This window comes from Burkholderia sp. 9775_39 (genome assembly GCF_015712225.1).
Taxonomy (GTDB): Bacteria; Pseudomonadota; Gammaproteobacteria; order Burkholderiales; family Burkholderiaceae; genus Burkholderia; species Burkholderia cenocepacia.
The window spans coordinates 177,271-202,493 of sequence record NZ_JACCQC010000015.1; the positions used below are offsets into that span (position 1 = coordinate 177,271).

24 protein-coding genes and 1 riboswitch are annotated in these 25,223 nt (G+C 67.0%); of the genes, 9 read left to right on the forward strand and 15 right to left on the reverse strand.

The window, feature by feature from the left end; all coding sequences use genetic code 11:
- The first annotated feature begins 40 nt into the window (after positions 1-40).
- Complete coding sequence (locus tag H0X90_RS21265) at positions 41-2,164, forward strand: TonB-dependent siderophore receptor (protein WP_077190976.1); 2,124 nt, start codon at positions 41-43, stop codon at positions 2,162-2,164.
- Between the two features lie 94 nt (positions 2,165-2,258).
- On the opposite strand, the gene H0X90_RS21270 is transcribed toward H0X90_RS21265, so the two are convergent.
- The gene (locus H0X90_RS21270; RefSeq protein ID WP_006484563.1) at positions 2,259-3,491 is read right to left on the reverse strand and encodes an NADH:flavin oxidoreductase/NADH oxidase family protein; all 1,233 of its coding nucleotides are present in this window, start codon (positions 3,489-3,491) and stop codon (positions 2,259-2,261) included.
- Positions 3,492-3,568: 77 nt separating this feature from the next.
- Here H0X90_RS21270 and H0X90_RS21275 point away from each other — a divergent pair, with 77 nt between their 5' ends.
- From H0X90_RS21275 to H0X90_RS21285, 3 genes are all read left to right on the forward strand, one after another.
- A complete protein-coding gene (locus H0X90_RS21275) occupies positions 3,569-4,027 on the forward strand; it encodes a MerR family transcriptional regulator (protein WP_006484623.1) in 459 nt (152 codons plus the stop codon).
- A gap of 100 nt (positions 4,028-4,127) precedes the next feature.
- On the forward strand, positions 4,128-4,823 hold the full coding sequence (locus tag H0X90_RS21280; protein WP_034202817.1) for a hypothetical protein: 696 nt from the start codon (positions 4,128-4,130) through the stop codon (positions 4,821-4,823).
- Positions 4,824-4,955: 132 nt separating this feature from the next.
- Positions 4,956-5,276: a DUF1330 domain-containing protein gene (locus H0X90_RS21285; protein WP_077190975.1), complete on the forward strand. Its 321-nt coding sequence runs from the start codon at positions 4,956-4,958 to the stop codon at positions 5,274-5,276.
- 28 nt (positions 5,277-5,304) lie between these two features.
- Here H0X90_RS21285 and H0X90_RS21290 read toward each other — a convergent pair whose 3' ends face one another.
- Entirely contained in the window at positions 5,305-6,141 is an 837-nt protein-coding gene (locus H0X90_RS21290) for an NAD(P)-dependent oxidoreductase (RefSeq protein ID WP_006484602.1), read from the reverse strand.
- Positions 6,142-6,212: 71 nt separating this feature from the next.
- On the opposite strand from H0X90_RS21290, the gene H0X90_RS21295 reads away from it, so the two are divergent.
- Entirely contained in the window at positions 6,213-7,316 is a 1,104-nt protein-coding gene (locus H0X90_RS21295) for a LacI family DNA-binding transcriptional regulator (protein WP_006484546.1), read from the forward strand.
- A 76-nt stretch (positions 7,317-7,392) separates the two neighbouring features.
- On the opposite strand, the gene H0X90_RS21300 is transcribed toward H0X90_RS21295, so the two are convergent.
- Positions 7,393-8,685, reverse strand: coding sequence for an MFS transporter (locus H0X90_RS21300; RefSeq protein ID WP_043205082.1), 1,293 nt, complete (start codon positions 8,683-8,685; stop codon positions 7,393-7,395).
- 323 nt (positions 8,686-9,008) lie between these two features.
- Here H0X90_RS21300 and H0X90_RS21305 point away from each other — a divergent pair, with 323 nt between their 5' ends.
- Entirely contained in the window at positions 9,009-10,478 is a 1,470-nt protein-coding gene (locus H0X90_RS21305) for a DNA-3-methyladenine glycosylase 2 family protein (protein ID WP_069353892.1), read from the forward strand.
- A complete protein-coding gene (locus tag H0X90_RS21310) occupies positions 10,475-11,008 on the forward strand; it encodes a methylated-DNA--[protein]-cysteine S-methyltransferase (RefSeq protein WP_069353893.1) in 534 nt (177 codons plus the stop codon). Before H0X90_RS21305 ends, H0X90_RS21310 begins: the two co-directional genes overlap by 4 nt.
- A 13-nt stretch (positions 11,009-11,021) precedes the next feature.
- Here the strand turns inward: H0X90_RS21310 and H0X90_RS21315 are convergent, their stop codons facing one another.
- Positions 11,022-11,840 (reverse strand): helix-turn-helix domain-containing protein, encoded by an 819-nt coding sequence (locus H0X90_RS21315; RefSeq protein WP_006495780.1) that lies wholly within the window; start codon positions 11,838-11,840, stop codon positions 11,022-11,024.
- Positions 11,841-11,917: 77 nt separating this feature from the next.
- Between H0X90_RS21315 and panB the strand changes: the two genes are divergently transcribed.
- Positions 11,918-12,772 (forward strand): 3-methyl-2-oxobutanoate hydroxymethyltransferase, encoded by an 855-nt coding sequence (gene panB, locus H0X90_RS21320; RefSeq protein ID WP_006484638.1) that lies wholly within the window; start codon positions 11,918-11,920, stop codon positions 12,770-12,772.
- 29 nt (positions 12,773-12,801) lie between these two features.
- Here the strand turns inward: panB and H0X90_RS21325 are convergent, their stop codons facing one another.
- Positions 12,802-13,293 (reverse strand): Lrp/AsnC family transcriptional regulator, encoded by a 492-nt coding sequence (locus H0X90_RS21325; protein WP_006479823.1) that lies wholly within the window; start codon positions 13,291-13,293, stop codon positions 12,802-12,804.
- 156 nt (positions 13,294-13,449) lie between these two features.
- Between H0X90_RS21325 and glmS the strand changes: the two genes are divergently transcribed.
- Positions 13,450-15,279: a glutamine--fructose-6-phosphate transaminase (isomerizing) gene (gene glmS / locus H0X90_RS21330; protein ID WP_077190974.1), complete on the forward strand. Its 1,830-nt coding sequence runs from the start codon at positions 13,450-13,452 to the stop codon at positions 15,277-15,279.
- A 54-nt stretch (positions 15,280-15,333) separates the two neighbouring features.
- Here the strand turns inward: glmS and H0X90_RS21335 are convergent, their stop codons facing one another.
- From H0X90_RS21335 to H0X90_RS21380, 10 genes are all read right to left on the reverse strand, one after another.
- Entirely contained in the window at positions 15,334-15,684 is a 351-nt protein-coding gene (locus H0X90_RS21335; RefSeq protein WP_012493106.1) for a hypothetical protein, read from the reverse strand.
- 42 nt (positions 15,685-15,726) lie between these two features.
- A riboswitch (SAM-I-IV-variant riboswitch) is annotated at positions 15,727-15,830 on the reverse strand.
- Between the two features lie 393 nt (positions 15,831-16,223).
- Complete coding sequence (locus H0X90_RS21340) at positions 16,224-17,312, reverse strand: porin (RefSeq protein WP_077190973.1); 1,089 nt, start codon at positions 17,310-17,312, stop codon at positions 16,224-16,226.
- A 193-nt stretch (positions 17,313-17,505) separates the two neighbouring features.
- Positions 17,506-17,841, reverse strand: coding sequence for a Rieske 2Fe-2S domain-containing protein (locus H0X90_RS21345; protein ID WP_006484583.1), 336 nt, complete (start codon positions 17,839-17,841; stop codon positions 17,506-17,508).
- A 3-nt stretch (positions 17,842-17,844) separates the two neighbouring features.
- Positions 17,845-18,156, reverse strand: coding sequence for a YciI family protein (locus H0X90_RS21350; protein ID WP_006484614.1), 312 nt, complete (start codon positions 18,154-18,156; stop codon positions 17,845-17,847).
- A gap of 108 nt (positions 18,157-18,264) precedes the next feature.
- Positions 18,265-19,332 carry a maleylacetate reductase gene (locus H0X90_RS21355; RefSeq protein ID WP_069353897.1) on the reverse strand — a complete coding sequence of 356 codons (1,068 nt, stop codon included), beginning with the start codon at positions 19,330-19,332 and terminating at the stop codon, positions 18,265-18,267.
- A 7-nt stretch (positions 19,333-19,339) separates the two neighbouring features.
- Complete coding sequence (locus H0X90_RS21360; protein ID WP_006484608.1) at positions 19,340-20,806, reverse strand: aldehyde dehydrogenase family protein; 1,467 nt, start codon at positions 20,804-20,806, stop codon at positions 19,340-19,342.
- 50 nt (positions 20,807-20,856) lie between these two features.
- Complete coding sequence (locus H0X90_RS21365) at positions 20,857-21,876, reverse strand: hypothetical protein (RefSeq protein WP_006495785.1); 1,020 nt, start codon at positions 21,874-21,876, stop codon at positions 20,857-20,859.
- A gap of 37 nt (positions 21,877-21,913) precedes the next feature.
- A complete protein-coding gene (locus tag H0X90_RS21370; RefSeq protein WP_006484626.1) occupies positions 21,914-22,408 on the reverse strand; it encodes a hypothetical protein in 495 nt (164 codons plus the stop codon).
- 115 nt (positions 22,409-22,523) lie between these two features.
- Positions 22,524-23,453 (reverse strand): LysR family transcriptional regulator, encoded by a 930-nt coding sequence (locus H0X90_RS21375; protein ID WP_006484594.1) that lies wholly within the window; start codon positions 23,451-23,453, stop codon positions 22,524-22,526.
- Positions 23,454-23,575: 122 nt separating this feature from the next.
- Positions 23,576-24,829: an MFS transporter gene (locus tag H0X90_RS21380; protein ID WP_006484557.1), complete on the reverse strand. Its 1,254-nt coding sequence runs from the start codon at positions 24,827-24,829 to the stop codon at positions 23,576-23,578.
- Positions 24,830-25,223 lie beyond the last annotated feature (394 nt).

Below are 25,223 nucleotides of genomic sequence, written 5' to 3' on the forward strand. Positions count from 1 at the left end.
TCGACGCAAGCGCTTCCCCCATTCGAAGGAAACCGAAACAATGAAGTTCAAATCGATGCTGCCTGCCGCCGTGCTCGCGGCGCTCTCGCCGGGCGGGCAGGCCCACGCACAGGAACGCGGCGTCGACGGTGCCGGCGCCACGCTCGCGCCGATTCTCGTCGACGCGCAGAAGGCGCCCGCCCTGACGCAACCGCTCGACACCGGCAGCCATCTCGGGCTGTCGCCGCTCGAAACGCCCGCGAGCGTCGAGCAGATCAACCGCGCGACGCTGGACACGCGCGGCGACAACTCGATCATCGACGCCGTGAGCCGCGCCGCCGGCATCAGCGCGTCGCCGCATCCCGGCAACGGCAACTCGGAGCTCGCCGCGCGCGGCTTCGTCGGCGCGTCGTCGGTCACGCAGCTCTACGACGGCGTGCGCCCGTACGGCGCGATCGGCGTCACGTTCCCGTTCGACACGTGGTCGGTCGACCACATCGACGTGTTGCGCGGCCCCGCTTCGGTGATCTACGGCGAAGGCGCGATCGGCGGCGTGGTCAACATCGTCCCGAAGAAGCCGACGCGCACGCCGATCCGCAACGAGCTGCAGGTCGGCGGCGGCACCGAAGGCACGGCGCGCGCCGCGTTCGGCAGCGGCGGCGCGATCAACGACAAGCTGTCGTACCGCTTCGACGTCAGCGGCAACCGCTCGTCGAACTGGGTCGATCGCGGCGACTCGCGCAACCTGTCGGTGTCCGGCGCGCTGCGCTACGACGTGACGCCCGACCTGTACGTGACGGCGTCGTACGCGCAGGGCTTCATGCATCCGATGCAGTATTTCGGCGCGCCGCTCGTCGACGGTGCGCGCGATCGCGCGCTCGACAAGAAGAACTACAACGTCGGCGACGCCGACATCGCGTTCCGCGACAGCTGGGCCACCGTCTCGGCGAACTGGCAGCCGAGCGACGCGCTGAACGTGACGAGCACGCTGTACCGGATGAAGAGCAACCGTCACTGGAAGGACGCCGAGTACTACACGTACCTGCCGTCGAGCGCGCAGGTGCGGCGCAGCAGCTACACGGAGATCTTTCACGACCAGGAACAATACGGCAACGTGACGACGGCCACCGTCGGCAGCGCGCTGTTCGGGATGCGCAACACGTTTTCGGCGGGCGTCGAGTTCAACCACACGACGTTCCAGCACGACAACAATTCGCCGTATGCGGGCACGTCGACGGTCGATCCGTTCAACGTCGATCCGGGCAGTTTCATCAACACGGCCGGCACGTTTCCGAAGTACCGCAGCCAGTCGAACCAGTACGCGCTATTCGCGGAGAACCGGCTCGAGATCACGCCGCGCTGGTCGGTGATCGGCGGGCTGCGCTACGACCATGCGAGCGTGAACCGCGACGATCTCGTGAACGGCGGCGCGTTCACGAAGGTATTCGCGAACACGGGCTGGCGCATCGGCACCGTGTACGACGTGCGGCCCGGCCTCGCCGTGTACGGCCAGTATTCGGTCGCGGCCGATCCGGTCAGCTCGCTGCTGTCGCTGAATGCGTCGAAGGCCAACTTCACGCTCGCGACCGGCCGGCAGATCGAGATCGGCGTGAAGCAGTCGTTCCTCGGCGGCAAGGCCGAATGGACGCTCGCCGCGTACCGGATCGTGAAGCGTAACCTCCTGACGGCCGACCCGGTGAATCCGAACCAGTCGATCCAGGTCGGCCAGCAGTCGTCGCGCGGGCTGGAGGCGACGGTCGGCGCGGAGATCGCGAAGGACTGGCGCGTCGATGCGAACGTGTCGATCCTGCGCGCGAAATACGACGATTTCCAGCAGTCGTCCGGCGGCACGACCGTGTCGCGCGCGGGCAACGTGCCGGTGTCGGTGCCGCAGCGGCTCGCGAACCTGTGGATAAGCTGGCGCTTCGCGCCGGACTGGACCGGCATCGCGGGCGTCAAGTACGTCGGTAAGCGGTTCGCCGATACCGCGAACCAGCTCGTGATGCCGTCGTACACGACCGTCGACCTCGGCCTCGCGTGGAAACCGCGCAAGGACACGACGATCACCGCCCGCGCGTACAACGTGTTCAATCGCCGCTACGTGCAGTCCGCGTACTACAACGAGACGCAGTATCTGCTCGGCAACGACCGGCGGTTCGAGCTGCTGGCGAACTACCGGTTCTGATGCGGCGCGCCGCCGCGCAACGCGTCCGCCGATGCGTGCGCGGCGGCGGGTCGGTCAGCTTCCGGTCTCGCCGCTGCCCGCCCGAAACGGCCCGTCACGCGCGCGGGCCGGCCATCCACTTCCGGTAGCGCCGCGTCTGGCACTGCGCGGCCAGTTGCTGGCGCACCAGCGCGCGCAGCGGCGACACCCGAGGGTGCGTGCGACGCCCTTCGCTGAGCCGCGTGAGCTGGAACTTGACGACGGCCATGTTCGCCAGCGCGCCCAGCGCCTTGTTCTTCCAGCGGATCGGCTGCAGCACCGGCGCGCTGTCCTTGCCCGCGCGCCAGTCGCGCGGCAGGTTCGGGTCGATCGACAGCGCGGTCGCGATGCCGACCATCGCGACACCGCTGTTCACCACCTGCTCGGCCACCGCACGGCGCCGGATGCCGCCCGTGACCATCAGCGGCATCCGCGCGACGGCCGTGATGTCGCGCGCGAATTCGAGGAAGTACGCTTCGCGCGCGAGCGTGCGCCCGTCGCGCGCCTCGCCCTGCATCGCCGGCACTTCATAGCTGCCGCCCGACAGTTCGACGAGATCGACGCCGAGCGGATTCAGCAGTTCGACCACCCGCTTCGCGTCGTCCGCGCTGAAGCCGCCGCGCTGGAAATCGGCCGAGTTCAGCTTCACCGCGACGACGAAGGCCGGCGACACCGTCGCGCGCACCGCCTTCACGATATCGAGCAGCAGGCGCGCGCGATTCTCGATGCTGCCGCCCCACTGATCCTGGCGGCGATTGGTCAGCGGCGACAGGAACTGGCTCAGCAGATAGCCGTGCGCCGCGTGCACCTGCACGCCGGTGAAGCCGCTTTGCTCCGCGAGCTGCGCGGCGCGCACGAAGCGCTGCTGCACGTCGGCGATGTCGGCCGCCGTCATCTCCTTCGGCACCGGAAACTGCTTCGACAGCGCGCCGAGCGCGAGCGGCACGGCCGACGGCGCGAGCGTCGTCTGGCCCAGCGCCGCCTGCATCTGGCGCCCCGGGTGATTGATCTGCATCCACACGTGCGCGCCGCCCGAGCGCGCGATCTGCGCCCAGCGGCGGAACCGGTCGAGATGCGCGTCGCTTTCGAGCACGACGCCGTTCGGCCCCGTCATCGCGCGGCCGTCCACCATCACGTTGCCGGTCAGGATCAGGCCGACCTGACCGTCGGCCCACGCCTGGTACAGGCGCAGCAACGCGTCGGACGGCGCGTGGTCCGCATCGGCCATGTTTTCTTCCATCGCGGCCTTGGCCAGACGGTTCGGAATCACCGCCCCGTTGGGCAGTGTGAGCGGCGCAAACAGATTCATGGTGGACACCCTCGATTGACGATGCCCAACGATAACTTTAAAGTCAACTTTAAGGTCAAGCCCTTTTGGAGCCCATCATGAAAATCGGCGAACTGGCGAAGGCGAGCGGCCTCGCGGCGTCGCGCATCCGCTTCTACGAAGCGAGCGGCCTGCTCGAACCGGCCCGCCGCCAGGCCAACGGCTATCGGGAATACGGGCCGGAAGCGTTGACGCGGCTCGCGATCATCGATCGCGCGCAGCGCGCGGGCTTCTCGCTCGACGAGATCCGCGCGGTGCTGCCGCCCGATCTCGGCGCATGGCCGCACGACGAACTGCTGGTCGCGCTGCGGCACAAGGTCGACGAAATCGCGCTGCTCGAACGGCGTCTCGCGCAGAACCGGCAGCACCTCGAGACGCTGATCGACGAAATCGAGAACAAGCCCGAAGGCGAGGATTGCGCGGGCGCCGCGCAGCGGATGCTCGACCGGCTCTGCGAGCAGGCCAGCCAGCCGCTGGAGTCCGCCCCTGTGGTGCGGCCGGCGCGCAAGCGCGCGTGACCGGCTACACTGCGTCACCCATCGATCAACCGGCGCTGCGGCGACACGCGTCGCCGCATGCGCACCGTCTTCCGCCGAGCACCCTCACGACCGTATCCGCATGACGATCCCCCGTATCAAAGGATTTTTCATCGCCGTACTGCTGACGTTCGGCATCGGCAGTGCCTTCGCGTCGACGTGCGACGACACGCATTCGTCGATCCGTTGCCCGGACACCTCCGATCTGCCGGCCGACATCGTCGCGCAACTGCCCGCCGGTTACGAAGCGCTGGATGCCGCATCGGGGCGCCTGACCGACGGCACGCACAACGGTTACGTCGTCGTCGCGCATCAGCCCGGCGATTCGATGCAGACGCCGTCGCTGCGTCCGCTGCTGATCTTCCTGCAGGGTGCGAACGGACGCTACCGGCTGGCGGCCCGCAACGACACCGTGATCATGAAAGCCGACGAAGGCGGCATGGGCGACCCGTATCTCGATGGCGTCGCCGAGAACGCGCTCACGATCGAGCCTCGCATGTTCACCGTCGAACAGGGCGTATTCGCAGGCCATAACCACTGGCGCGACCGCGTGACGTTTCGCTATGACGTCGCGCATCGCACGTGGCTGTTCCATCGCGAAGTGTTCCGGAACTGGCGATTCAACTACGAACAGGACGGCGATGCGCTGAAGGCCGACCCCGTACGCGTCACGCGTGCGAATGCGGCAAAGGCCGTTTCGTTCGAAGCGTGGCGGCCGAGTTACTGGTGCGATTCCGCCGAGCGGCGCAACAACGATCCGGCTTGCCGCAAGCATTGACGGCGGCCGGCCGGCGGCGAGGCGGGCGCGGCTGCGAGGATTTGCTTACGTCGCAGGTAATCGACGCGCGCCGTCCGCGCCGCGATCATGGCTCCATCGACTCTCGAACCGCATCACGCCAAGGAGCCCGCCATGACCGCCTACGCCATCGCCCACCTGCATGACGTCGACATGTGCGACGACATCGTCGAATCCCTCGAACGGATCGACGGCACGCTCGCGCCGTACGACGGCCATTTCGTGATTCACGGCGCACGCCCGGAAGTGCGCGAAGGCGAATGGCGCGGCGACCTGATCGCGATCGCGTTTCCCGATCTCGACACGGCGCGCGCATGGTACGAATCGGATGCGTACCGGCAGATCCAGCCGCTGCGCGCGCGACACGCGAGCGGCCCGCTGATCCTGATCGACGGTGTCGGCGAACGGCACAAGGCGACCGACATCCTGCGCTGAATCATGACGCCGGCGATGCCGACACCGCTTACGACGCCTTCCGCTCCATCGGCTCGCCGACGACGAATCCACCGCCCTGGAACCGCTGTGCGGGATCGTCGTACTCGGCGGTCGGCGCCGTCACCGGGAACAACCCGGCGAACTGTTCGGAGCTGTCGCGCGGACGGAAGCCGAGGAAACCGACCTTCGTGTTGTCCCACCACTTCACCGGGTTGTCCGACGCGCCATAGACGATCGCGTGCCCGACGCGGTTCGTCAGCAGCGAGCAGCGCACGAGCTCGATGAAATCGCGATAGCTGAGGAACGTGACGAGCATCCGCGGATTCTTCGGCACCTCGAACGACGAGCCGATCCGCAGACATACGGTTTCGATCCCGAAGCGGTCGAAGTAATACCGCGACAGCGATTCGCCGAAGCACTTCGTCACGCCGTACAGGCTGTCGGGGCGCAGCGGCGCATCGGCGTCGAGCACTTCCGTGACCGGATGGAAACCGATCGCATGGTTCGAGCTCGCGAACACAACGCGTTTCACGCCGTGCTTGCGCGCGGCTTCGTACAGGTTGTACGTGCCGGTGATGTTCGCGCCGACCAGATCGTCGAACGGCGCGTCGACCGAAATGCCGCCGAGGTGGACGATCGCGTCCACGCCGTCGACGAGCTGCATCACGGCCGGCCGGTCGGCCAGGTCGACCACGCGGATTTCTTCATGCGCGGCCGCGTCGTCCAGCGCCGCGATGTCGCTGACGCGCACGACGTCGGCCCAGTCGGCGAGCGCGCCGCGCAACTGTCGGCCGAGGTTGCCGGCCGCGCCCGTCAGCAGCAGGCGGCCGAACGGTTTGCGCGCGGCGGTGGATGAGGCGTTCATCGAATCTCCTTGGATCTGGCCTGAAGCGGAAAACGTTTTCCAACTATACGCGGACGCGCCGTCGAACGTCAATGGTCGAACCCGTTCGCAGCCATCCGCACTTTCCCGATATCGACGGCTGGCCGCGCGCCGGCTTTTTCTGCCACAATCCGGCGTTATCGAACGAAAACGTTACCCTTCCGATGAAAAAAGTTTCCCCGACGATCCGCGACGTGGCCGCGGAAGCCGGCGTGTCGGTCGCGACGGTATCGAAGTACGTGAACGGCACGCAGCGCTTCTCGCCGACCGTCGAGGCCCGGCTCAAGGAAGCCATCGAGCGGCTCGGCTACCGTTCGAACCCGCTCGCGCGTTCGATGATCACCGGCCGCACGCGCACGATCGGCCTCGTGATCCTCGACATCAGCAACCCGCACTTCACGAACGTGGTGAAAGGCGCGAACCGCGTCGCGCTGCAGCACGACTACACGCTTCTGCTCGTCGATACCGAGGAGAGCCAGGCGCGCGAACGCTCGCTGATCGAGGCGCTCGCGCAGCGCGTCGACGGGCTGATCGTCAGCACGCGGATGCCCGACGAGGAAGCCGGCTGGATGCTCGACCTCAACAAGCCGCTCGTGCTGCTGCGTCGCAGCCCGGGCCTGCCGATTCCGAGCGTCGGCATCGACAACCGGCTGTCAACGTACATGCTCGCGCGCCATCTGCTCAACCTCGGCCACACGCGCATCGCGTATCTCGGCTTCGGCACCGCACGCGTGAACGACGAACGGATCCAGGGCGCGCGCGACTGCCTCGCCGAAGCGGGGCTCACGCTGGACGTGCACGACGCGCATGCGCCGACCGCCGAAGCCGGCGAGCGCGCGTGCTCGCGCGTGATGCTCGGGCCGCAGCGCCCGCAGGCCGTGATCTGCTACAACGACCTGATCGCGCTCGGCTTCATGAAGGAAGCCGCGTCGCTCGGCTTCCGGCTGCCGCAGGACGTGTCCGTCGCCGGCGTCGACAACGTGCCGTACGGCGAATACGCGGCGCCCGCGCTGACGACCGTCGACATCCAGAGCGAGAACATGGGCGAGCTCGCGATGCAGAAGCTGATCGACGCGCTCGCGGGGCGCACCGACGCGAGCTACTCGACGTTCGAGCCGCGGCTGATCATGCGCGCGTCGACGGCCCCGGCCGGCTGACGCGTTCGCGGCACCCGGCTTCCCCGCCCACAAAAAACGCCGCCCGAGGGCGGCGTTTTCGCTTGCGGATACGCGATCACGCGTCGAGTTTCGCGGGCTTCATCTTCGGCGTGAGCCCGTGCATCACGGCCAGCGCGATCAGGTAGGCCGATGCGCCGATCGCGAACAGCACCCAGTAGTGGCCGGTGCGCTGCAGCACCTGGCCGATCACTTCCGAGAACAGCACGCCGCCGATGGAGCCGGCCATCCCGCCGATGCCGACCACCGACGCGACCGCGCGGCGCGGGAACAGGTCGGACGCCGTCGTGAACAGGTTCGCCGACCAGCCCTGGTGCGCGGCGGCGGCAAGGCCGACGATCAGCACCGCGACCCACAGGCTCTGCACCTGCGACACGAACGCGATCGGCAGCACGCAGCATGCGCAGATCAGCATCGCCGTCTTGCGCGCACGATTCACGCTCCAGCCGGCGCGCAGCAGCATCGACGACAGCCAGCCGCCGCCGATGCTGCCGACCGTCGTCAGCGCATAGATGCAGACGAGCGGCAAGCCGATGTGCTGCATGTCCATCCCGCGCGACTCGTTGAGCCACTTCGGCAGCCAGAACAGGTAGAACCACCACACCGGATCGGTCAGGAACTTGCCGACCAGGAACGCCCACGTCTCGCGCTTGCGGATCAGCTCGCCCCAGCGCGGCGCGCCGGCGTCCGCGTTCGCCGCGTCGAGCGCTTCGGCTTCGTCGCGCGGCTCGTCGTATTCCGCGGCGAGCGCGCGCGTGTCGGCGGTGCGATACATCACCAGCCATACGGCGAGCCATACGATACCGATCGCGCCGATGATCACGAACGCCGCGCGCCAGCCGTAGGCCACCGCGATCGCCGGGATGATCGCCGGCGCGAACACCGCGCCGATGTTCGCGCCCGAGTTGAAGATGCCCGTGGCGAGCGCGCGTTCGCGGCGCGGAAACCATTCGGCCGTGGTCTTGATCGCGGCCGGGAAGTTGCCGCCCTCGCCGATGCCGAGCAGCGCGCGCACGAACGCGAAGCCCGTCACCGAGCCGACCGCCGCATGCAGCATCGCGGCGATGCTCCATACCAGCATCGCCACCGCGTACGACACGCGCGTGCCGAGCCAGTCGACGATCCGCCCAAAGCCGAGCAGGCCCAGCGCATAGAACGCCGAAAACGCCATCACGATACGGCCGTACTGCACCTGGCTCCAGCCGATGTCGTGCTGGAGCATCGGCGCGAGCAGGCCGAGGATCTGCCGATCCATATAGTTGATCACGGTCGCGAAAAACAGCAGCGCACAGACGGTCCAGCGATAACGGCTGGCGGCCGCGCGCACGGCGCCGACGACGGCAGAGGGCATGAATGTCTCCGATGCACGGTCGCGCCCGTCGCGCCGCACGAAGTTCGTTGACCGGCGACCGGCGCCGGGGCGAACGGCGGTGCGCTGCGGCGCACGGCCCGTTTCGCCGCTCCATCTGGAAAACGTTTTTCAAAGGATAGGACGGGTGCCGGCGCCGTGTCAGTCAGGGATTTCGATGAGTCATCTCAAATTCGGCACGGCAAAAGAGACGACTGTTTCGCAGATTGGTATTAACCGTTTTTCCCCTGATTTTCCCGCTGCGGACCAACGGGCGCGCGGCCGCCAGGACACATGTCCGATTCCAGCCAGAATCGACCGCGAGGATGGTTTACAGTCGCCCCATGCGCCTCGATCCCGACACCTGCTACGACGCCCTGCTTTCGCGGAACCGCCGCTTCGACGGCTGGTTCTTCGTCGGCGTCGCGACGACCGGCGTGTACTGCCGCCCGGTCTGCCCGGTGAAGCCGCCGAAAGCGCAAAACTGCAGCTACTACCCGACCGCCGCGGCCGCCGAGAAAGCCGGCTTCCGGCCCTGCATGCGCTGCCGCCCCGAGCTCGCGCCCGGCCACGGGCTGCTCGACCTGTCCGGCAATCTCGCCGACGCGGCCGCGACGCTGATCGACGACGGTTTCCTGAACGCGCATTCCGTCGCGGCGCTCGCACGGCGCGTCGGCGTGACCGAACGCCATCTGCGGCGAATCTTCGGCGCGCAATTCGGCGTGTCGCCGGTCGAGTTCGCGCAGACGCAGCGGCTGCTGATGGCCAAGCGGCTGCTGACCGATACCGCGCTGCCGGTGGCCGTCGTCGCGTCGACGGCCGGGTTCGGCAGCGTACGGCGCTTCAACGACCTGTTCCGCCAGCGCTACGGCCTCAATCCGCTGCGGCTGCGCAAAGGAGCCGGCGCGTCGGCCGACGGCGACATGACGTTCCCGCTGCCGTACCGGCCGCCGTTCGCGTGGGCCGACCTGATGCGCTTTCTCGCACAGCGGCAGATCGACGGCGTCGAGCGGATCGACGCGCGCGGTTATGCACGCATCGTCGAACTGCCGAACCGGAACGACGGCGGGCGCGTGGCCGGCTGGCTGTCCGTCGCGCACGTGCCGCAGCGCTTCGCGCTCGCCGTCACCGTGTCGCCCGCGCTGACGCCGGTCGTGCCGGCCGTGCTCGCGCGCGTGCGCCGGCTGTTCGATCTCGACAGCCGCCCCGACGTGATCGATGCGCATCTCGGCGATCTCGCGAACGGTTCGCCGGGCCTGCGCGTGCCCGGCGCGTTCGACGGCCTCGAGATGGCGATCCGTGCCATCGCGGGCGAGCAGCTTGCGGCGGCGCAGGCCGATACGCCGCTGCTCGCACGGATCGCGGCACGCTTCGGCAATCCGGTCGATGGCGCGCCGCCGGGCCTCGCGCATGCGCTGCCCTGCGCCGCGACGCTGGCGGCGCTACCGCCTTCGGTCCTCGAAACGATCGGCATCGAGCGCGACACGGCGCACGCGATCGTGTCGCTCGCCCGCGCGGTCGGCGACGGCACGCTCGCGCTCGAACCGATGGCGCCGCTCGACGCAACGCTCGCCGCGCTGCGCGCGCTGCCCGGCTTCGACGAACGCGCGGTGCAGTACGTCGCGATGCGCGCGATGGCGTGGCCGAATGCGTTCCCCGCCGACGACGCGTGGCTGCCCGGCCGCACCGAGCGCACGCGCGTATCGTCATCGGCGCCGCATGCGGCACGCTGGGCGCCGTGGCGCGCGTATGCCGCGCTGCACGTGTGGCGCCTTCATGGAGAGAGGTTGCGATGACTGCCGCTCATCTGATTCCGAGCCCGCTGGGCGACATCGCCGTGCGCATCGAGGACGATGCGCTGACCGGCCTGTACTTCGTCGGCCAGAAATACTTCCCGTCGCTGGCGATCGTGCGCGAAGCGGATGCGCTCGCCACATCGCCCATCGCACGTCGGGTCGCGGAAGAAATCGCCGAATACTTCACCGGCGCGCGCGACACGTTCTCGGTGCCGATCCACCTGCGCGGCACCGCGTTTCAGCGGCGGGTATGGCAGGAACTGCTGGCGATTCCGTTCGGCGAACTCGTGTCGTACGGCGACATCACCGAGCGCGTCGGGCTGCCGATGAGCGGCGCGCGCGCCGTGGGCGGTGCGGTCGGCCGCAATCCGGTGTCGATCATCGTGCCGTGTCACCGCGTGGTCGGCGCATCGGGCAGCCTGACCGGCTATGCGGGCGGCATCGACCGCAAACGTGCGCTGCTGTCGCTCGAAGGCGCAGAACTTTCACGCGATGTGCATCATCCGATGCAGCACGCGCTCGCGTTCTGATCGGCGGACCGCATCACGCGCTCAACACCGGCCGGCGCGCTTCACGCTTCGCATACGCGCCGGGCGTCACGCGGAATTTCGCGTGGAACAGCGCGATGAACGACGACGTCGAGTCGTAACCCAGTTGCGCGGCCACCGTGCCGATCGGCGCGCCCGCATCGAGCAGCGGCAGCGATGCGAGCAGCCGCACGGCCTGCCGCCATTCGGTAAACGACAGCCCCGTGTCCTGCCGGAACAGCCGCGACAGCGTGCGCCGCGTCGCGCCGACCTGATGCCCCCATTCGTCGAGACTGCGCGTGTCGCCCGGCGCCGCGTGCAACGCGCGCGCGATTTTCAGCAGGCGCGGATCGCGCGGCAGCGGCACCGTGAGCGGCGCCGGCTGCATGCGCGCGATCCGGTCCGCGATCAGGCACACGAGCGCACCGTCCGGCCCCGCCTCGTCGTAATTCACCGGCAACTCGCCGGTCGCGATCATCAGTTCGCGCAGCAGCGGCGTCATGCAGAGGATCGTGCAATCGTCGTTCACGTCGCGGCGCGCGATGGCTTCGTCGAGATACAGGCTGTGAAACGCGACGCAATCGCGCGTCGACACCGCGTGCGGCACGTGCGGCGGAATCCACATCGCGTAGTGCGGCGGCAGCAGTTGCCGGCCCGACGGCGTCGTCACCTCGAGCACGCCGCTCGTCGCATACATCAGCTGGGCCCACGGATGACTGTGCGCATCGACGCTCGCGTTGCCGGGAATGCCGAACGCCCGCACGTACAGCGGCCGCGGCAGGCGCGCCATCGGCGGCACCGCGTAAGGGTCGCCGGGTTGTCCCGCCAGCAACATAAGACGTCCTCCGAAGGTCATTGCACGAACGAGCGCGATGCTACCGTGGCGGCTCCTTTTTCACACGGCTTCCGCTCATGAGCGCTCATACCCGCATCACCCGCAAGACCGTCACCGCGATCCGCTCGACCAAAGGCATCGGCAGCCTCGTGTCGCTGACCGCGTATTCCGCGCCGATGGCGAAACTCGTCGACGACGTGGCCGACGTGATCATCGTCGGCGACTCCGTCGGCATGGTGCTGTACGGGATGCCCGATACGCTGCGCGTCACGCTCGACATGATGATTGCACACGGGGCCGCCGTCGTGCGCGGCGCCGCGCAGGCGTGCGTCGTCGTCGACCTGCCGTTCTCCACGTTCCAGGAATCGCCCGCGCAGGCGTATCGCTCCGCCGCGCGGCTGCTCGCCGAAACCGGCGCGCAGGCCGTGAAGCTCGAAGGCGGCTGCGAGATGACCGACACGATCCGCTTCCTGACCGATCGCGGCATTCCGGTGATGGCGCATGTCGGCCTCATGCCGCAGCAGGCCAACGCGACGGGCGGCTTCCGTGCGCAGGGCATGGACCCGCGTTCGGCCGCGCAGGTGTTCGACGCCGCGTGCGCGGCCGAGCGGGCCGGCGCGTTCGGCGTCGTCATCGAAGGCACCGCCGAAGCGCTCGCGCGCCACCTGACCGAAACGCTGACGATCCCGACGATCGGCATCGGCGCATCGCCAGCGTGCGACGGGCAGGTGCTCGTGACCGAGGACATGATCGGCGCGTTCGATGCGTACACGCCGCGCTTCGTGAAGCGTTACGCGGATGCGAACGCGGTGATGCGCGACGCGATCCGCCAGTACGCGCACGACGTGCGGCAGCGCGTGTTTCCCGAGCCCGCGCATTGCTTCGGATACGGCAAGCCGCTGCAACTGGCGGACGCGGCCCCGGCTGCGTGAGGCGGGACGAACGACGCGGTTACCGCACGCTAGGTGCGCTTGCGCATCGCATGCGCGACCCGCGCGTTCGCTTCGAATTTCGCGCGATGCGTCGAGAAAAACGTCCGCACGTTGCGGACGTTCGATGCGCCGGTGAACAGCCGCCGCGCGAATTCGTCGTATTCGGCGACGTCGGCCAGATCGGCGATCACGACGAAATCGGGCCCCGGCGACACGCGATAGCACTGCGTGACGGCCGGCTCCGCGCACACGTACGCTTCGAACGCGTCGTAGTCTTCGGCCGTCTGCCGGTCGAGGCTGATCTCGATCAGCGCGGTGACGGCCGTGCCGATCGCGACCGGGTCGAGCACCGCGACCTGCCGGCGGATCACGCCGGCCTCCGTCAGCCGCCGCACGCGACGCATGCAGGTGGGCGGCGACGACAGCGCGCGCTCGGCGAGTTGCAGGTTCGATACCGATGCATCGTCCTGCAGGATCGCGAGGATGCGCAGGTCGAGATCGTCGAGGGTGATGCCGGCCATCGGCCACTCCTTCCGGTTAGCAAGTGAAATTTAATTTCAACATGATAGACGATCATCCGTTTGTTTCATATTTGTTTGTTTTTTGCAATTTAATTCCATCTCACCGGCTCTACCATCGCTCTCACTGATCCAGACGGGACATTTACGGAGCGCGATATGTGTGGAATTGTCGGGGCGGTTGCCCAGCGGGACATCCTGCCGAACCTCGTCGACGGCCTGAAGCGGCTCGAATACCGCGGCTACGATTCGTGCGGCGTCGTGGTCTACCGCGACCGGGCGCTGGCGCGCGCCCGCAGCGTCGATCGCGTCGCGAACCTGCAGCGCGAAATCGCCGAGCTGGCGTTGTCCGGTTACACGGGCATCGCGCATACGCGCTGGGCCACGCATGGCGCGCCCGTCACGCTCAACGCGCATCCGCACTTCTCGCCGAGCGACGCGAATGCGCGCATCGCGCTGTCGCACAACGGGATCATCGAAAACTGCGATCAACTGCGCGCGGAATTGCAGGCGCACGGCTATGTGTTCGCGAGCCAGACCGACAGCGAGGCGATCGCGCACCTGATCGACCACCTGTACGACGGCGACCTGTTCGACGCGGTACGGCGCGCGGTCGCGCGACTGCGCGGCAGCTATGCGATCGCGGTGATGTGCCGCGACGAGCCGCACCGGATCGTCGGCGCGCGCGACGGGATGCCGCTCGTCGTCGGGGTCGGCGAAGGCGAGAATTTCCTGGCGTCCGACGCGATTGCGCTGTCGGGCATCACCGATCGCATTGCCTACCTGGAGAACGGCGACGTCGCCGACATTCAGTTGCATCGCTACTGGATCGTCGACGCGGCCGGCCAGCGCGTCGAGCGCACGGTGCAACGCGTCGCCGCGCATAGCGGCGCGGCCGATCTCGGATCGTATCGCTACTACATGCAGAAGGAGATCTTCGAGCAGCCGCAGGCCGTGGCCGATACGCTGCTCGACGTTTCGTCGATCATGCCCGAGCTGTTCGGCGACGGCGCGTGGCGTGTGTTCAACGACGTCGATTCGGTACTGCTGCTCGCGTGCGGCGGCAGCTATCACGCGGCGCTGACCGCGAAGTACTGGATCGAAAGCATCGCGAAGCTGCCGGCGAGCGTCGAGATCGCCAGCGAGTTTCGTTATCGCGACAGTGTGCCGAATCCGCGCACGCTGGTGGTTGCGGTATCGCAGAGCGGCGAGACGGCCGATGTGCTCGGCGCCATGCATGTCGCGAAACGCAGCGGGATGATGCATACGCTCGCGATCTGCAACGTGGCGACGAGTGCGCTGATGCGCGAATGCGCGCTGCAGTTCGTGACGCGTGCGGGGATCGAGATCGGCGTGGCGTCGACGAAGGCGTTTACGACGCAGCTCGTTGCGCTGTTCCTGCTGACGTTGTCACTGGCGCAGGTGCGCGGGCGGTTGAGCGACGATGCGGAAAAGGAGCATCTGCGGGCGCTGCGGCATCTGCCCGATGCGATGTCGAAGGTGCTCGCGCTGGAGCCGCAGATCATGGCGTGGTCGGAGTTGCTCGCGCGGCGCGACAACATGCTGTTTCTCGGGCGCGGGATGCATTATCCGATCGCGCTGGAAGGCGCGCTGAAGATGAAGGAGATTTCCTATATTCATGCGGAGGCTTATCCGGCCGGGGAGTTGAAGCATGGGCCGCTGGCGCTCGTGAGTAATGAAATGCCGGTGATCGCCGTTGCGCCGAATGACGTGCTGCTCGAGAAGCTCAGGTCGAACATGCATGAGGTCAGTGCGCGGAATGGGCGGCTTTTTGTGTTTGCGGATGTGGACTGTGGGTTGGTGCCAAGTGAAGGGATCGAGGTGATTCGGCTGAACGAGTACTACGGGCCGTTGTCGCCGATCTTGCATACGGTGCCGATGCAACTGCTCGCGTATCACGCTGCGCTGGCGCGGGGGACGGATATTGATAAGCCGAGGAATTTGGCGAAGTCGGTGACGGTGGAGTGAGGGGGCGAGTTCTCCCCCTCGTCGGCTGATACAGCGACGATGCGCATGCGTCGCCTAGTGGCTGCTCTCCGGCGTGCTTCCGGCCGCCGCCGCCCTCACGAAATGGTGCTCCACCCGAGTCCGGAGCACCCCCTCCAGCGCGGCAAGCCGCTCACGCAGCCGGACCGCTTGCCCTTCCGTCATTTCGCCGAGCACGATCTTCTGTTCGAGAACGTCACCACAGCGGGTGATGGCCCACCGATCGACCGTAGCCGTTTCCCCTTCGAGCACGGCCGCCGCGGTCGAGACGATGCCCGGGTTCCGTCTCGAAACGAGATGAACCGTATGCGTCAACGTGAAACCGGGAAGGAAGTGCGACCAGTCTTCACAGACGGTCGGGCGGGAAGCGGAGGAAACTTGGCTCATGGTAGCTCCGGATGAATGGTTATCGAACCGGTGCCAGCCATGCTGCTCCCGTTTCGTTGCCGTCAATCGGCCGCATCGCCTCGAGGGCGTCCACCTTGCCCGGGAGGGCAGGTTGGCGTCGGGAAACCCGACTCTGGATGCTTGAACTCTCACGTTCGACATTCCGAACGTTGATTCATTATATCGAAAATCCGGAAGCTGACAAGCTGTCCAGTAAAAGCCACATTCCGGCTGGAGTGCCTGCATCGATCCGGCCCTCATACAAGAGGGAGCGTACGTCGACGTTCAAGTTCGCGGACGATCAGCCGAGGCTGCCGGACCGGGAGAGCGACAGGGGAATACGCCGGATGGCTCGGCGCGACGCGAGGCGAGGCGAGGCGAAGCGACGCAGCGCGAACCCATCCTCCTCCCGTTCTCACGCGATGTCCTTGTTCTTGATCCGAATATCGCGCCCCTGAAACGGCCCCGTATCGTGAGAATCGTTGCGGCCGTAGACAAACGGCGCCACGGAGCATCCGAGGCGCGGCACCGCCGCCCCGTCAAAACACCGTATGCACCCCCACCCGCGCCACCGCCTGACTCGCGGAACTCGACGCCCCGTTCGGATCCAGCACGCCGTTCACCTGCGCATTCGCGCCGCTATTCGCGCGCTGATAATCCGCCGACACATACACCATCGTCCGCTTCGACAACAGGTATTGAAGCGCGACGCTGACCTGATGCGCATGGTCGTCGTTCAACGCTTCATTGCCCTTCATGTACATGTATTTCGCGCCCAGCACGACGTCCGGCCTGATTCGCCACAAGCCGCCGGCCTCGGCCATCCACACGCCCGCATCGTTGAACGAATTGCGCACGGTGGTCATCAGCGCCTTCGCGGTCACGACACCGAAGTCGTAGTGCATCCCGACACCCCAGTTGCGCACGCTGGTCGATGGCACACCCGGCGCCGGACCGTATTTCTCGTTCGTATAGGCCGCGCCCACGCCGAAGGCCCCGAGCTCGTAGTTCACGCCGGCGCTGACGGTGTTGTCCGCGCCGATCGAACCCGCGACGCCGCCGAACGCATACATCACGCCGCCGGACAAACCCGCGACGGTCGGCGAGCTGTACTTGACCGAATTCGCGATCGGCTTGCTGCCTGCGGTGCGGTCCCAGTCGAATGCGCCGGTCGGATTGCCCGGCAGCGCGAGACGCTGGAACGGGCCGTTCCGAAAGCCGTACAGCCCGGAAATGTCCCGCGAAATCGCGTTGCCCTTTGAAAACAATGCATCGACCATGAAGTCGTACTGATTGCCCAGCGTGATGCTGCCGAAGCGGTCTCTCTCGATCCCCACGTAGGCATTGCGCCCGAAAATCCCGGTCCCGATGATGCTGCCGTTCGCCATCGAGAACTGGTTCACGAGCGCGAAGGTCGCGCGATACCCGCCGCCGAGATCCTCGGTGCCGCGCAGGCCGAACAGGTTGGGCGCGAATATGCCGTCGTCGAACTTGACGTTCTTTCCGCCGCCCTCGTTGCTGACATACGTGATGCCGGAATCGATCAACCCGAACATCGTCACGCTGCTTTGCGCCCATGCGCCCTGCGCCACGGCAAGCACCGCCAATACACCAAACCTGAGTTTCATGTCGTCTCCGTCTTTTTTATGAAAATGCGAGTCCGTCACCCGCTGCGAGGCGGGTGTTCGCTCATTGCTTCGTGGAAAATCGCGTTGATTCAGGCAGTCACATCAACACCGGAAATGGGTTTTACCGATCGATCAATTCAGAACAATTCCCGGTGAACCCGCATCGACGCGCACGCATTCAACATGCGCCAAGTCAAGCGCCCCGAAAGACGATCCATGCGGATGCGTCCACCTCGACGGCCACGGTTTCCAGCCCGGCCCCCGTGCAGGGTCCGTCGATACACACGCCATCATCGAACCGGAACAACGCACTGTGATGCGCGCACATCAACACCTGCGACCGGTAGCACGACACATTGCCCGGCACGAAATCGAGCGGCACCGAAAAGTGCGGGCAACGATTCACGTACGCCCACACCTGCTCGCCACGCCGCACGACGATGACGGGACGCCCGATGCAGGCTTCGTCGACGACCCGCGCGCCGCCGTCGGGCACATCGGCCACGCGACACAGCTGTTTCGCTTCCATCGCTCACACCCTGTGCTCGGGGTTGCCGAGGCTCCAGTCCCACGGGCGCACCTCGACGCGCGAGAACAGGCCCTCCTTCACATATGGATCGTTGCCGATGAACTGCATCACCGCATGGATGTCGTCCGCCTCGACGACGAGCAGCGTGCCGTTCATCGCATCGTCCTGCGGGTCCAGCGTCGGGCCGCCGAGCCGCACATACACGCCATGCTCGGCCGCCGAGCGCAGATACGTCCGGTGAATCGGCCGCATGCGGTCGCGCACGTCACGCATGCCCGGCTGGTCGGTGGCAAACACCGCAAAAAAACGCGCCATGGCGATCAGCTCCGATCGAGGACGAAGCCGAACATCGCTTCGCGGTGCAAGCCGTGCAGGCCGGTCTGGTCATTCATCACGTCGTTCTCCGTTCGCCCATCCGGCCGCTCAATGCGGCGCGCGTCCTTCCCATGCGTGCTGAAGCAACGCGCGAATCGCCGCGCGTTCGATCGGCCGCGGGTTCGCATACGGGTTCCTGCATGCGAGTTCCGCCGCTTCGTCGAGCCCCTGCTGCGGCATCCCGATATCGGCTAGCGCCGGCGCGATGCCGAGTTGCGCGTTCAGCCTGAACAGCAGCGGCCCGGCGTCAGCCGCGTCGCTCCCGCCCAGCGCCCGCGCGACGCGACGCAGTGCGTCGGGCGCGGCGGCGTGGTTGTAATGCGCGGTATGCGGCAACATCGCCGCGTGCGTCTGCGCGTGCGGCAGGTTGAACGTGCCGCCGAGCGTGTGACAAAGCTTGTGATGCAACGCCATGCCGACCGCGCCGAGGCAGGTGCCGGCGAGCCACGCGCCATACAGCGCGCGGCTGCGCATTGCGCGATCTTGCGGATCGCGCACCACGACGGGCAATGCTTCGCCGAGCGCACGAATCGATTCCTCGGCCATCAAGCTGATGACCGGGTTCGCGTCTTCCGCGTAGAGCGCCTCGACCGCATGCGCCATCGCATTGACACCGGACGCCGCCGAAATACCCGGCGGCAGCGACACCGTCAGCGACGGGTCGTAAATCACGGTCCGCGGCAGCACGCGTGCGTCGCGCCCGGTGCGCTTCAACCGGCCTTCGGTGAGCCCGTAGATCGGCGTCATCTCCGAGCCGGCGTAGGTCGTCGGCACGGCGAGGATCGGCAGCGACGATTCAAGCGCGATGGCCTTGCCGAGCCCGATCGTCGAACCGCCGCCGATCGCGATGCAGCAATCCGCGCCCAGTTCGGCGGCCGTCTCGCGCGCCGCGCGGGCGACCTCGACCGGCACGTGCATGACGGCCTCGGCGCACACGCCGGCCGCACGTTCGCCCAGCACGTCCTTCACGCGATCGGCGAGCGGCTGCTGTTCGGGCGTGGAGAGGATGAGCGCGCGGCGGGCGCCGAGCGCCGACAGCTCGTCCGGCAGCCTGTCGAGCGCGCCCCATTCGAAGACCACGCGCGACGGGGTGCCCTGATAGACGAAGCGCTCCATACGAGCCTCAGCGCTTGAAATGCGGCGGCACGTTGCCGTCGACGTTGACCCACACCGAGCGTGCTTCCGTGTAGTCGTGCATCGCCTCGAAGCCCATCTCGCGGCCGTAGCCCGACTTGCCGACGCCGCCGAACGGGCTGCCCGGATTCACGCGCTTGTAGCAGTTGATCCAGCACATGCCCGCGTCGATCCGCGCCGCCATCCGGTGGGCGCGCGACAGGTCGTTGGTCCACAGGCCGCTGCCGAGCCCGTATTCCGTCGCGTTGGCGATGGCCAGCGCTTCGTCGTCGCTGCCGAAGCGCAGCACGGTGACGAACGGGCCGAACACTTCTTCCTGCGCGACGCGGTCGGTCGCATGCTTCGCCTCGACGATCGTCGGGCGCACGTAATAGCCATTGGCGAGCGCCGGGTCCTGCGGCGCGCTGCCGCCCGTCAGCACGCGGCCGCCCTGCTCGCGCGCGACGTCGACATACGACAGCACGCGATCGAGGTGCTGCTTCGACGTGAGCGGCCCCATTTCGGTATTCGGATCGAGCGGATTGCCGATCCGGATCGACGACGCGAGCGCGACGAAGCGTTCGAGAAACGCGTCCGCGATGCGTTCGTGCAGCACCAGACGCGACCCCGCGATACACGCCTGTCCCTGGTTGTGGAAGATCGCCCACGCGGCGCCGTTGATGGCCGCGTCGAGGTTGGCATCGTCGAACACGATGTTGGCGCCCTTGCCGCCCAGTTCCAGTTGCACGCGCTTCAGGTTGCCCTGCGATGCTTCGACGATTCGCCGGCCGGTCGCCGTCGAGCCGGTGAACGCGATCTTGCCGACGCCCGGATGTTCGGCGAGCCGCTGGCCGGCCGTATGGCCGTAGCCGGGCACGATGTTGACGACGCCGGCAGGAAATCCGACCTCGGCCATCAGCTCGACGATGCGCAACGTCGACAGCGGCGTGATTTCCGACGGCTTGAGCACCACCGTGTTGCCGGCCGCCAGCGCCGGGCCCATCTTCCAGCTCGTGAACATCAGCGGAAAATTCCACGGCACGATCTGGCCGACCACGCCGATCGGCGCGCGCTGCACGTAGTTCAGGAAGCCGGTGTCGACCGGTATCACCGAGCCTTGCAGCTTGTCGGCCATGCCGCCGAAATAGCGGAAGCAGGCCGCCGTGCGCGGCACGTCGAGCGCACGCGAATCGCGAATCGGGTGGCCGGTGTCCAGCGATTCGAGCTGCGCCAGCGCTTCCGTGTTCGCTTCGATCGCATCGGCCAGGCGCAGCAGCAGGCGGCCGCGCTCGGCGGCCGGCATCGCCGACCAGGCCGGGAAGGCGCGCGTCGCGGCGTCGACGGCCAGATCGACGTCCGCCGCGGTGGCTGCCGCGATCTTCGTGATGACGGAGCCGTCGTGCGGGTTCAGCACGTCGATCGTGCCGCGATCGACGGCGTCAACGAAGCGCCCGTCGATGAAGAGTTGGGTTTGCATGAATCGTCCTCGGTGTAATGCGGAAGCGGAAGCAGACACTGACGCGCGGCCTAGAACGCGATCGGGTACGGCGCGAGCTCGCCGCTCTCGTAGCGTTGCGGCAGATCCGGCGTCGCGTTTTCCCAGACCAGCAGCATCGAGCGCTTCGTCGAATATCCCTGGTGCCGGATATCGGCCGGCATCGCGCAGATGTCACCGGCCCGCATCGTGATGCGGGCGCGCGGCGCGCCGGTGTTCTTGTCGCCGATATCCCACACGATTTCGTCGGACAGTTGCAGGAACCATTCGACGCGGTCGTTGCCGTGGAAGACCGGCAGGATGAATTCCTCGGTGGTCGGGCAGAACAGGCTGCGCCCGCACACCGACGTGACCGACGGATTCCACGTCACGTCCGAGCGCGACAGGTACTTGAACAGGTTGAACGCGTGCAGCTCGCCCTCGAAGCCCGGCTCGACGTGCACTTCCGGCTCGTCCTGCGCGACGTCGAGAAACGCGCGGTTGACCGGCAGTTCGTCGCGCAGCGGCGAGTCGCCTTCGAGCCCCGGCATGCGGCGCGTCGCGATCCGCGTGCGCTCGATCGCCGCGCCGTTGTCGCCGTGCTTGCGGCCGAACGCCGTGCCCGTTTCCTCGGGCGCCGCGAACGGGTCGAAGCCTTCGTTGGTCCAGTCGTGCAGCATCGCCTTGAAGGTCGCCATGATCGTCGGCGTGTCGAAGGTCTCGGTGTAGTCGACGCCGGCGTCCTTCAGAATGCCGTTGAAGGTGCCCGCATACATGTCGACCTTGCCGTAGTGATTGCGCGTGCCGAATACGTGGTCGAAGTTCACCCAGCCGTAGAAGAAGCCCCACGCGACGTCGCGCATCATCGCGCGCAGGAATGCGTCGGCCGGCATCGCATGCGTGCGGGTCTGGCCTTTCGCGGGCCAGCTGATCTTCACGAAATATTCGTCGCGCTGGAATGCGAATTCGCCGAGCTGAAAGCGGCGGTAGCCGGTGACGGCATCGGCTTCGGTCGATCGCACCAGATCGGCGGCGAAGCCCGTGGAAAGGTCGAGGGTCTCGAGGGTGGCCATAACGTGTCTCCTGGAATAGTCGAATGCGGTCGGACGGTCAGTGCAGGCAGATCTCGGCCCACTTCTCGACGGACAGTTCGCCGAGCACGGTCTGGACGAGCGCGACGCCCGGCCGGCTCGCGGTGAAGCGATACGCACAGCCGGCCGGCAACAGCGCCTGATGCCCGTTGCGCAACACGACGTACCCCATGTTTCGGCCGGCCGGATGCGCGCCTGCGCTCACGGTGCCGCGGCCCGCTTGCGGCGGGTGGTCGAGCTTGATGAAGTCGATCCGGACTTCGCCGTCCATCTGGATCGTGAACTCGTCGTGCGCGCACGCGAACCACGGCGACTGGCCGTCGGTCCGCAGCACTTCGATCACGTATTCGAGGTTCTTGCCGGCGACGACCTTTTCGTAAGGGGCCGACTTCGACGCCACCTCGAAGACGTTCGAGAAGGCGTAGTGCTGCGCGCTGCCGCTGGTGATTTCGATCTCGCCCTTCCGGTAACCGTCGAGCGAACCGAAGACGGTGTGGAATGCCGTGCTGGTCATGTCTGTCTCCTGAGTTGAACCGCTTGTTGGATTCCACTCTAGGGGCAACGCACACCAGCAACAAGGCAACGGATGGCGATTACGGCATTTGCGTTTCGCGAATAATCCGCGCGGGTCAGCGTACCCAGCCGCGCGCCAGCAGCGGCCGGTCCCACGGCGATTCGTCGCCGATGTATTCCGCGAGGAACTCGACCAAGGCCTTCACCTTCAACGCCTGTCGCTGCGTGGCGGGATAGACGGCGGCGAAGCTCAGCGGCGCGAGCTGGTAGTCGGTCAGGATCGGCACCAGGCGGCCCGCGACGAGCGCGTCGCTGGCCACGAGCGTGGGCAGGCAAACGACCCCGCCGCCGGTCAGCGCGTATTCGCGCAACAGATGAACGGAGTTCGAGCGAATCATGCCCGGCAACTCCATCTCGACGACCTCGTCGCCGCGCGTCATCGTCCAGCGGTTGCGCGACGGGTAGCCCGAATACAGCGCCGTCGTGTGTTGCAGCAGATCGCGCGGATGTTGTGGTGCACCATGCGCGTCGACATACGCGGGCGCGGCACAGAAGAGGCGCCGGACCGTGAACAGCCGTCGCTCGATCAGCGACTCGGAAATCGGCGGGAAGATCTGGAACGCGATGTCGAACCCTTCTTCGACGGGGTCGACGACGCGATCGTTGACGATGATGTCGAGCTGGATGCCCGGATAGCGCTGGTTGAACGCGGCGAGCGGCTTGCCGAAGTGATCGAGCGCGAAGCCGGGCAGCATCTGGATGCGCAGCCGCCCGGTCGGTGTCGCGCGCAGCTCGCGCATCTGGTCGGTCAGCTCGTTGACGCGGCCCACCACCTCGGCGCACTCGCGGTAAAACGTTTCGCCGACTTCGGACAGCCGCACGTGGCGCGTGCTGCGGTGAAACAACGGCGCGTTGACGAACTTCTCCAGCTGCTGGATGCGGTTCGTCACGACCGAACTCGTCACACCCAGCTGCCGCGCCGCCTCGGCGAAGCTGCTCGCCTCCGCGACCCTCACGAATGCCTCGATGCTCAGAAACCGGTCCATACCGCGCCCTTTTTCGACAGCGAAACCGGCAGTCTACCTGTGCGGATACAGGGCGGTGTCATGCGAAAGGCGTCACTGTGTCGCCAAATCGATGTCAATCGCCCGACCCATCGACACCGGCATTACCGCGCTTGCTCTCCGGCGGCCAGCTCCGGCTGCACGATCGCGCGGCGCTGCAGCACGGCCGGCGCGGTTTCCTTCAGCAGCAGGCTGACCACGATGCCGAGCAGCACCGAGGCCATCGGCAGCCACAGGATGTTCTGGATGCCAAAGTGTGCGGCCACGTAGCCGCCCATCGCCGGCGCGATGCCGCCGCCGAAGATCTCGCCGACGCCGACCACCACGCCGATGGACGTGGACACGAGGCCGACTGGCGCGGCCTCGGTCGCGACCGGGCCGGACAGCAGCGACACCAGCCCGAGCGTGAAGAACGACGCGACGAACAGCACGCCGAACAGCGCGAGCGGCTGCGGGCCGAGGCCGCGGAACACGTAGAGCATCACGGCCGTGCCCGCGAAGCCGACGATGCTGGCGATGCGGCGGCCGACCAGATCGGACAGGCCGGGCAGGCCGAACTGGCCGAGAAAGCCGCCGAAGCCGATCGCGGATACGACGAGGCCCATCTTCTGCGTGCCGAGCGACAGGTAATCGGTCAGGTATAGCGGCAGCAGCGCGCCGAGCACGAAGACGCCGGTCATCGCGCAGCACAGCGCGGCCATCGCCACGAGGATGTTGCGGCGCTTGAGCACGTGGCCGAGCGACGCGGGCGCATGCTCCGACGCGACGTCCTGCGCGACCTTCGGCTCGCGAATCACGAACACCATGATCGCGCCGAGGACCAGGCCGGGCACGGCCACGAGCGCGAAGACCCAGCGCCACGACACGAAACCGAGCAACTGCGTGGCGATGATCGGCGACAGCGCGAGCCCGAACAGCGCGAAGCCGCTTTGCTGCAGGCCGAGGTTCAGGCCGCGCCGCCGCGGATGCGACGCATCGGCCGTCGCGGCAAAACTCGTCGGACAGAACGAGCCTTCCGCGACGCCCATCAGCCCGCGAATCGCCATCAGGCCGAGCAACCCGCCCGCGAGCCCCGAGAAGCCCGACAGCAGCGAGAACGCGATGATGGCCGGAATCAGCACCTTCCGGCGACCGATCTTGTCCGAGATGCCGCCCATCAGCGCGGCGAAGATGCCCCACGACAGGCCGAGCACGCCGATGCAGTTGCCGACGTCCTGCGCGTTCAGGTTCAGGTCCTTCATGATCGAAGGAAACAGCGGCGCGATGAGCCAGCGGTCGAGGCCAACCAGCCCGAAACCGAGCGCCAGCAGCGTGACCGCCTTCCACTCGTATGAGGTATCCCACTCGTTTGCTTTCATGTCCGTCTCCGTGGACGCCGGTTCGCCCGCGCGCGCCGCAGCGCCTGCGCATGGTTCGTGTCCGATGGTTTTTGTGTGCGACGCGAATCGCGAGGAAGTGCCGGCCGGCGTCCCGATTCGACGCATCGAACGGGCTCGGCCGACGCCACCACGATAGGTGCGCGGACGCCGATCGGGTATGGAACAACCGGCGAACGCGCCATTCGCGAAACGCAAACAATCGGGCGCGGCGGACCGGGAGGCGCTACCGGAACGCGCGGAGCGAACGGATACCGCGTTGAACGGGCGCGTGGCCACGTGTTACGGGGGAATCCCTCATGGACATCGGGATATCGGTGGACAGCCCCCGAGCAGCTGTCGATTCAACCGCCACCGCCCGGCCCCCGCGCACTGC

Excerpts from the sequence above, each read along its gene's own strand:
- H0X90_RS21295 (WP_006484546.1), top strand. The coding sequence starts at position 6,213 with ATGGTCGAACCCGTTCGCAGCCATCCGCACTTTCCCGATATCGACGGC.
- H0X90_RS21325 (WP_006479823.1), bottom strand. The coding sequence starts at position 13,293 with ATGGCCGGCATCACCCTCGACGATCTCGACCTGCGCATCCTCGCGATC.
- H0X90_RS21265 (WP_077190976.1), top strand. The coding sequence starts at position 41 with ATGAAGTTCAAATCGATGCTGCCTGCCGCCGTGCTCGCGGCGCTCTCG.
- H0X90_RS21345 (WP_006484583.1), bottom strand. The coding sequence starts at position 17,841 with ATGGAAGCGAAACAGCTGTGTCGCGTGGCCGATGTGCCCGACGGCGGC.
- H0X90_RS21370 (WP_006484626.1), bottom strand. The coding sequence starts at position 22,408 with ATGACCAGCACGGCATTCCACACCGTCTTCGGTTCGCTCGACGGTTAC.
- H0X90_RS21270 (WP_006484563.1), bottom strand. The coding sequence starts at position 3,491 with ATGAATCTGTTTGCGCCGCTCACACTGCCCAACGGGGCGGTGATTCCG.
- H0X90_RS21380 (WP_006484557.1), bottom strand. The coding sequence starts at position 24,829 with ATGAAAGCAAACGAGTGGGATACCTCATACGAGTGGAAGGCGGTCACG.
- H0X90_RS21350 (WP_006484614.1), bottom strand. The coding sequence starts at position 18,156 with ATGGCGCGTTTTTTTGCGGTGTTTGCCACCGACCAGCCGGGCATGCGT.
- H0X90_RS21360 (WP_006484608.1), bottom strand. The coding sequence starts at position 20,806 with ATGCAAACCCAACTCTTCATCGACGGGCGCTTCGTTGACGCCGTCGAT.
- panB (WP_006484638.1), top strand. The coding sequence starts at position 11,918 with ATGAGCGCTCATACCCGCATCACCCGCAAGACCGTCACCGCGATCCGC.
- H0X90_RS21355 (WP_069353897.1), bottom strand. The coding sequence starts at position 19,332 with ATGGAGCGCTTCGTCTATCAGGGCACCCCGTCGCGCGTGGTCTTCGAA.
- H0X90_RS21305 (WP_069353892.1), top strand. The coding sequence starts at position 9,009 with ATGGTTTACAGTCGCCCCATGCGCCTCGATCCCGACACCTGCTACGAC.
- H0X90_RS21340 (WP_077190973.1), bottom strand. The coding sequence starts at position 17,312 with ATGAAACTCAGGTTTGGTGTATTGGCGGTGCTTGCCGTGGCGCAGGGC.
- H0X90_RS21290 (WP_006484602.1), bottom strand. The coding sequence starts at position 6,141 with ATGAACGCCTCATCCACCGCCGCGCGCAAACCGTTCGGCCGCCTGCTG.
- glmS (WP_077190974.1), top strand. The coding sequence starts at position 13,450 with ATGTGTGGAATTGTCGGGGCGGTTGCCCAGCGGGACATCCTGCCGAAC.
- H0X90_RS21285 (WP_077190975.1), top strand. The coding sequence starts at position 4,956 with ATGACCGCCTACGCCATCGCCCACCTGCATGACGTCGACATGTGCGAC.
- H0X90_RS21275 (WP_006484623.1), top strand. The coding sequence starts at position 3,569 with ATGAAAATCGGCGAACTGGCGAAGGCGAGCGGCCTCGCGGCGTCGCGC.
- H0X90_RS21315 (WP_006495780.1), bottom strand. The coding sequence starts at position 11,840 with ATGTTGCTGGCGGGACAACCCGGCGACCCTTACGCGGTGCCGCCGATG.
- H0X90_RS21280 (WP_034202817.1), top strand. The coding sequence starts at position 4,128 with ATGACGATCCCCCGTATCAAAGGATTTTTCATCGCCGTACTGCTGACG.
- H0X90_RS21375 (WP_006484594.1), bottom strand. The coding sequence starts at position 23,453 with ATGGACCGGTTTCTGAGCATCGAGGCATTCGTGAGGGTCGCGGAGGCG.
- H0X90_RS21300 (WP_043205082.1), bottom strand. The coding sequence starts at position 8,685 with ATGCCCTCTGCCGTCGTCGGCGCCGTGCGCGCGGCCGCCAGCCGTTAT.
- H0X90_RS21365 (WP_006495785.1), bottom strand. The coding sequence starts at position 21,876 with ATGGCCACCCTCGAGACCCTCGACCTTTCCACGGGCTTCGCCGCCGAT.
- H0X90_RS21310 (WP_069353893.1), top strand. The coding sequence starts at position 10,475 with ATGACTGCCGCTCATCTGATTCCGAGCCCGCTGGGCGACATCGCCGTG.
- H0X90_RS21335 (WP_012493106.1), bottom strand. The coding sequence starts at position 15,684 with ATGAGCCAAGTTTCCTCCGCTTCCCGCCCGACCGTCTGTGAAGACTGG.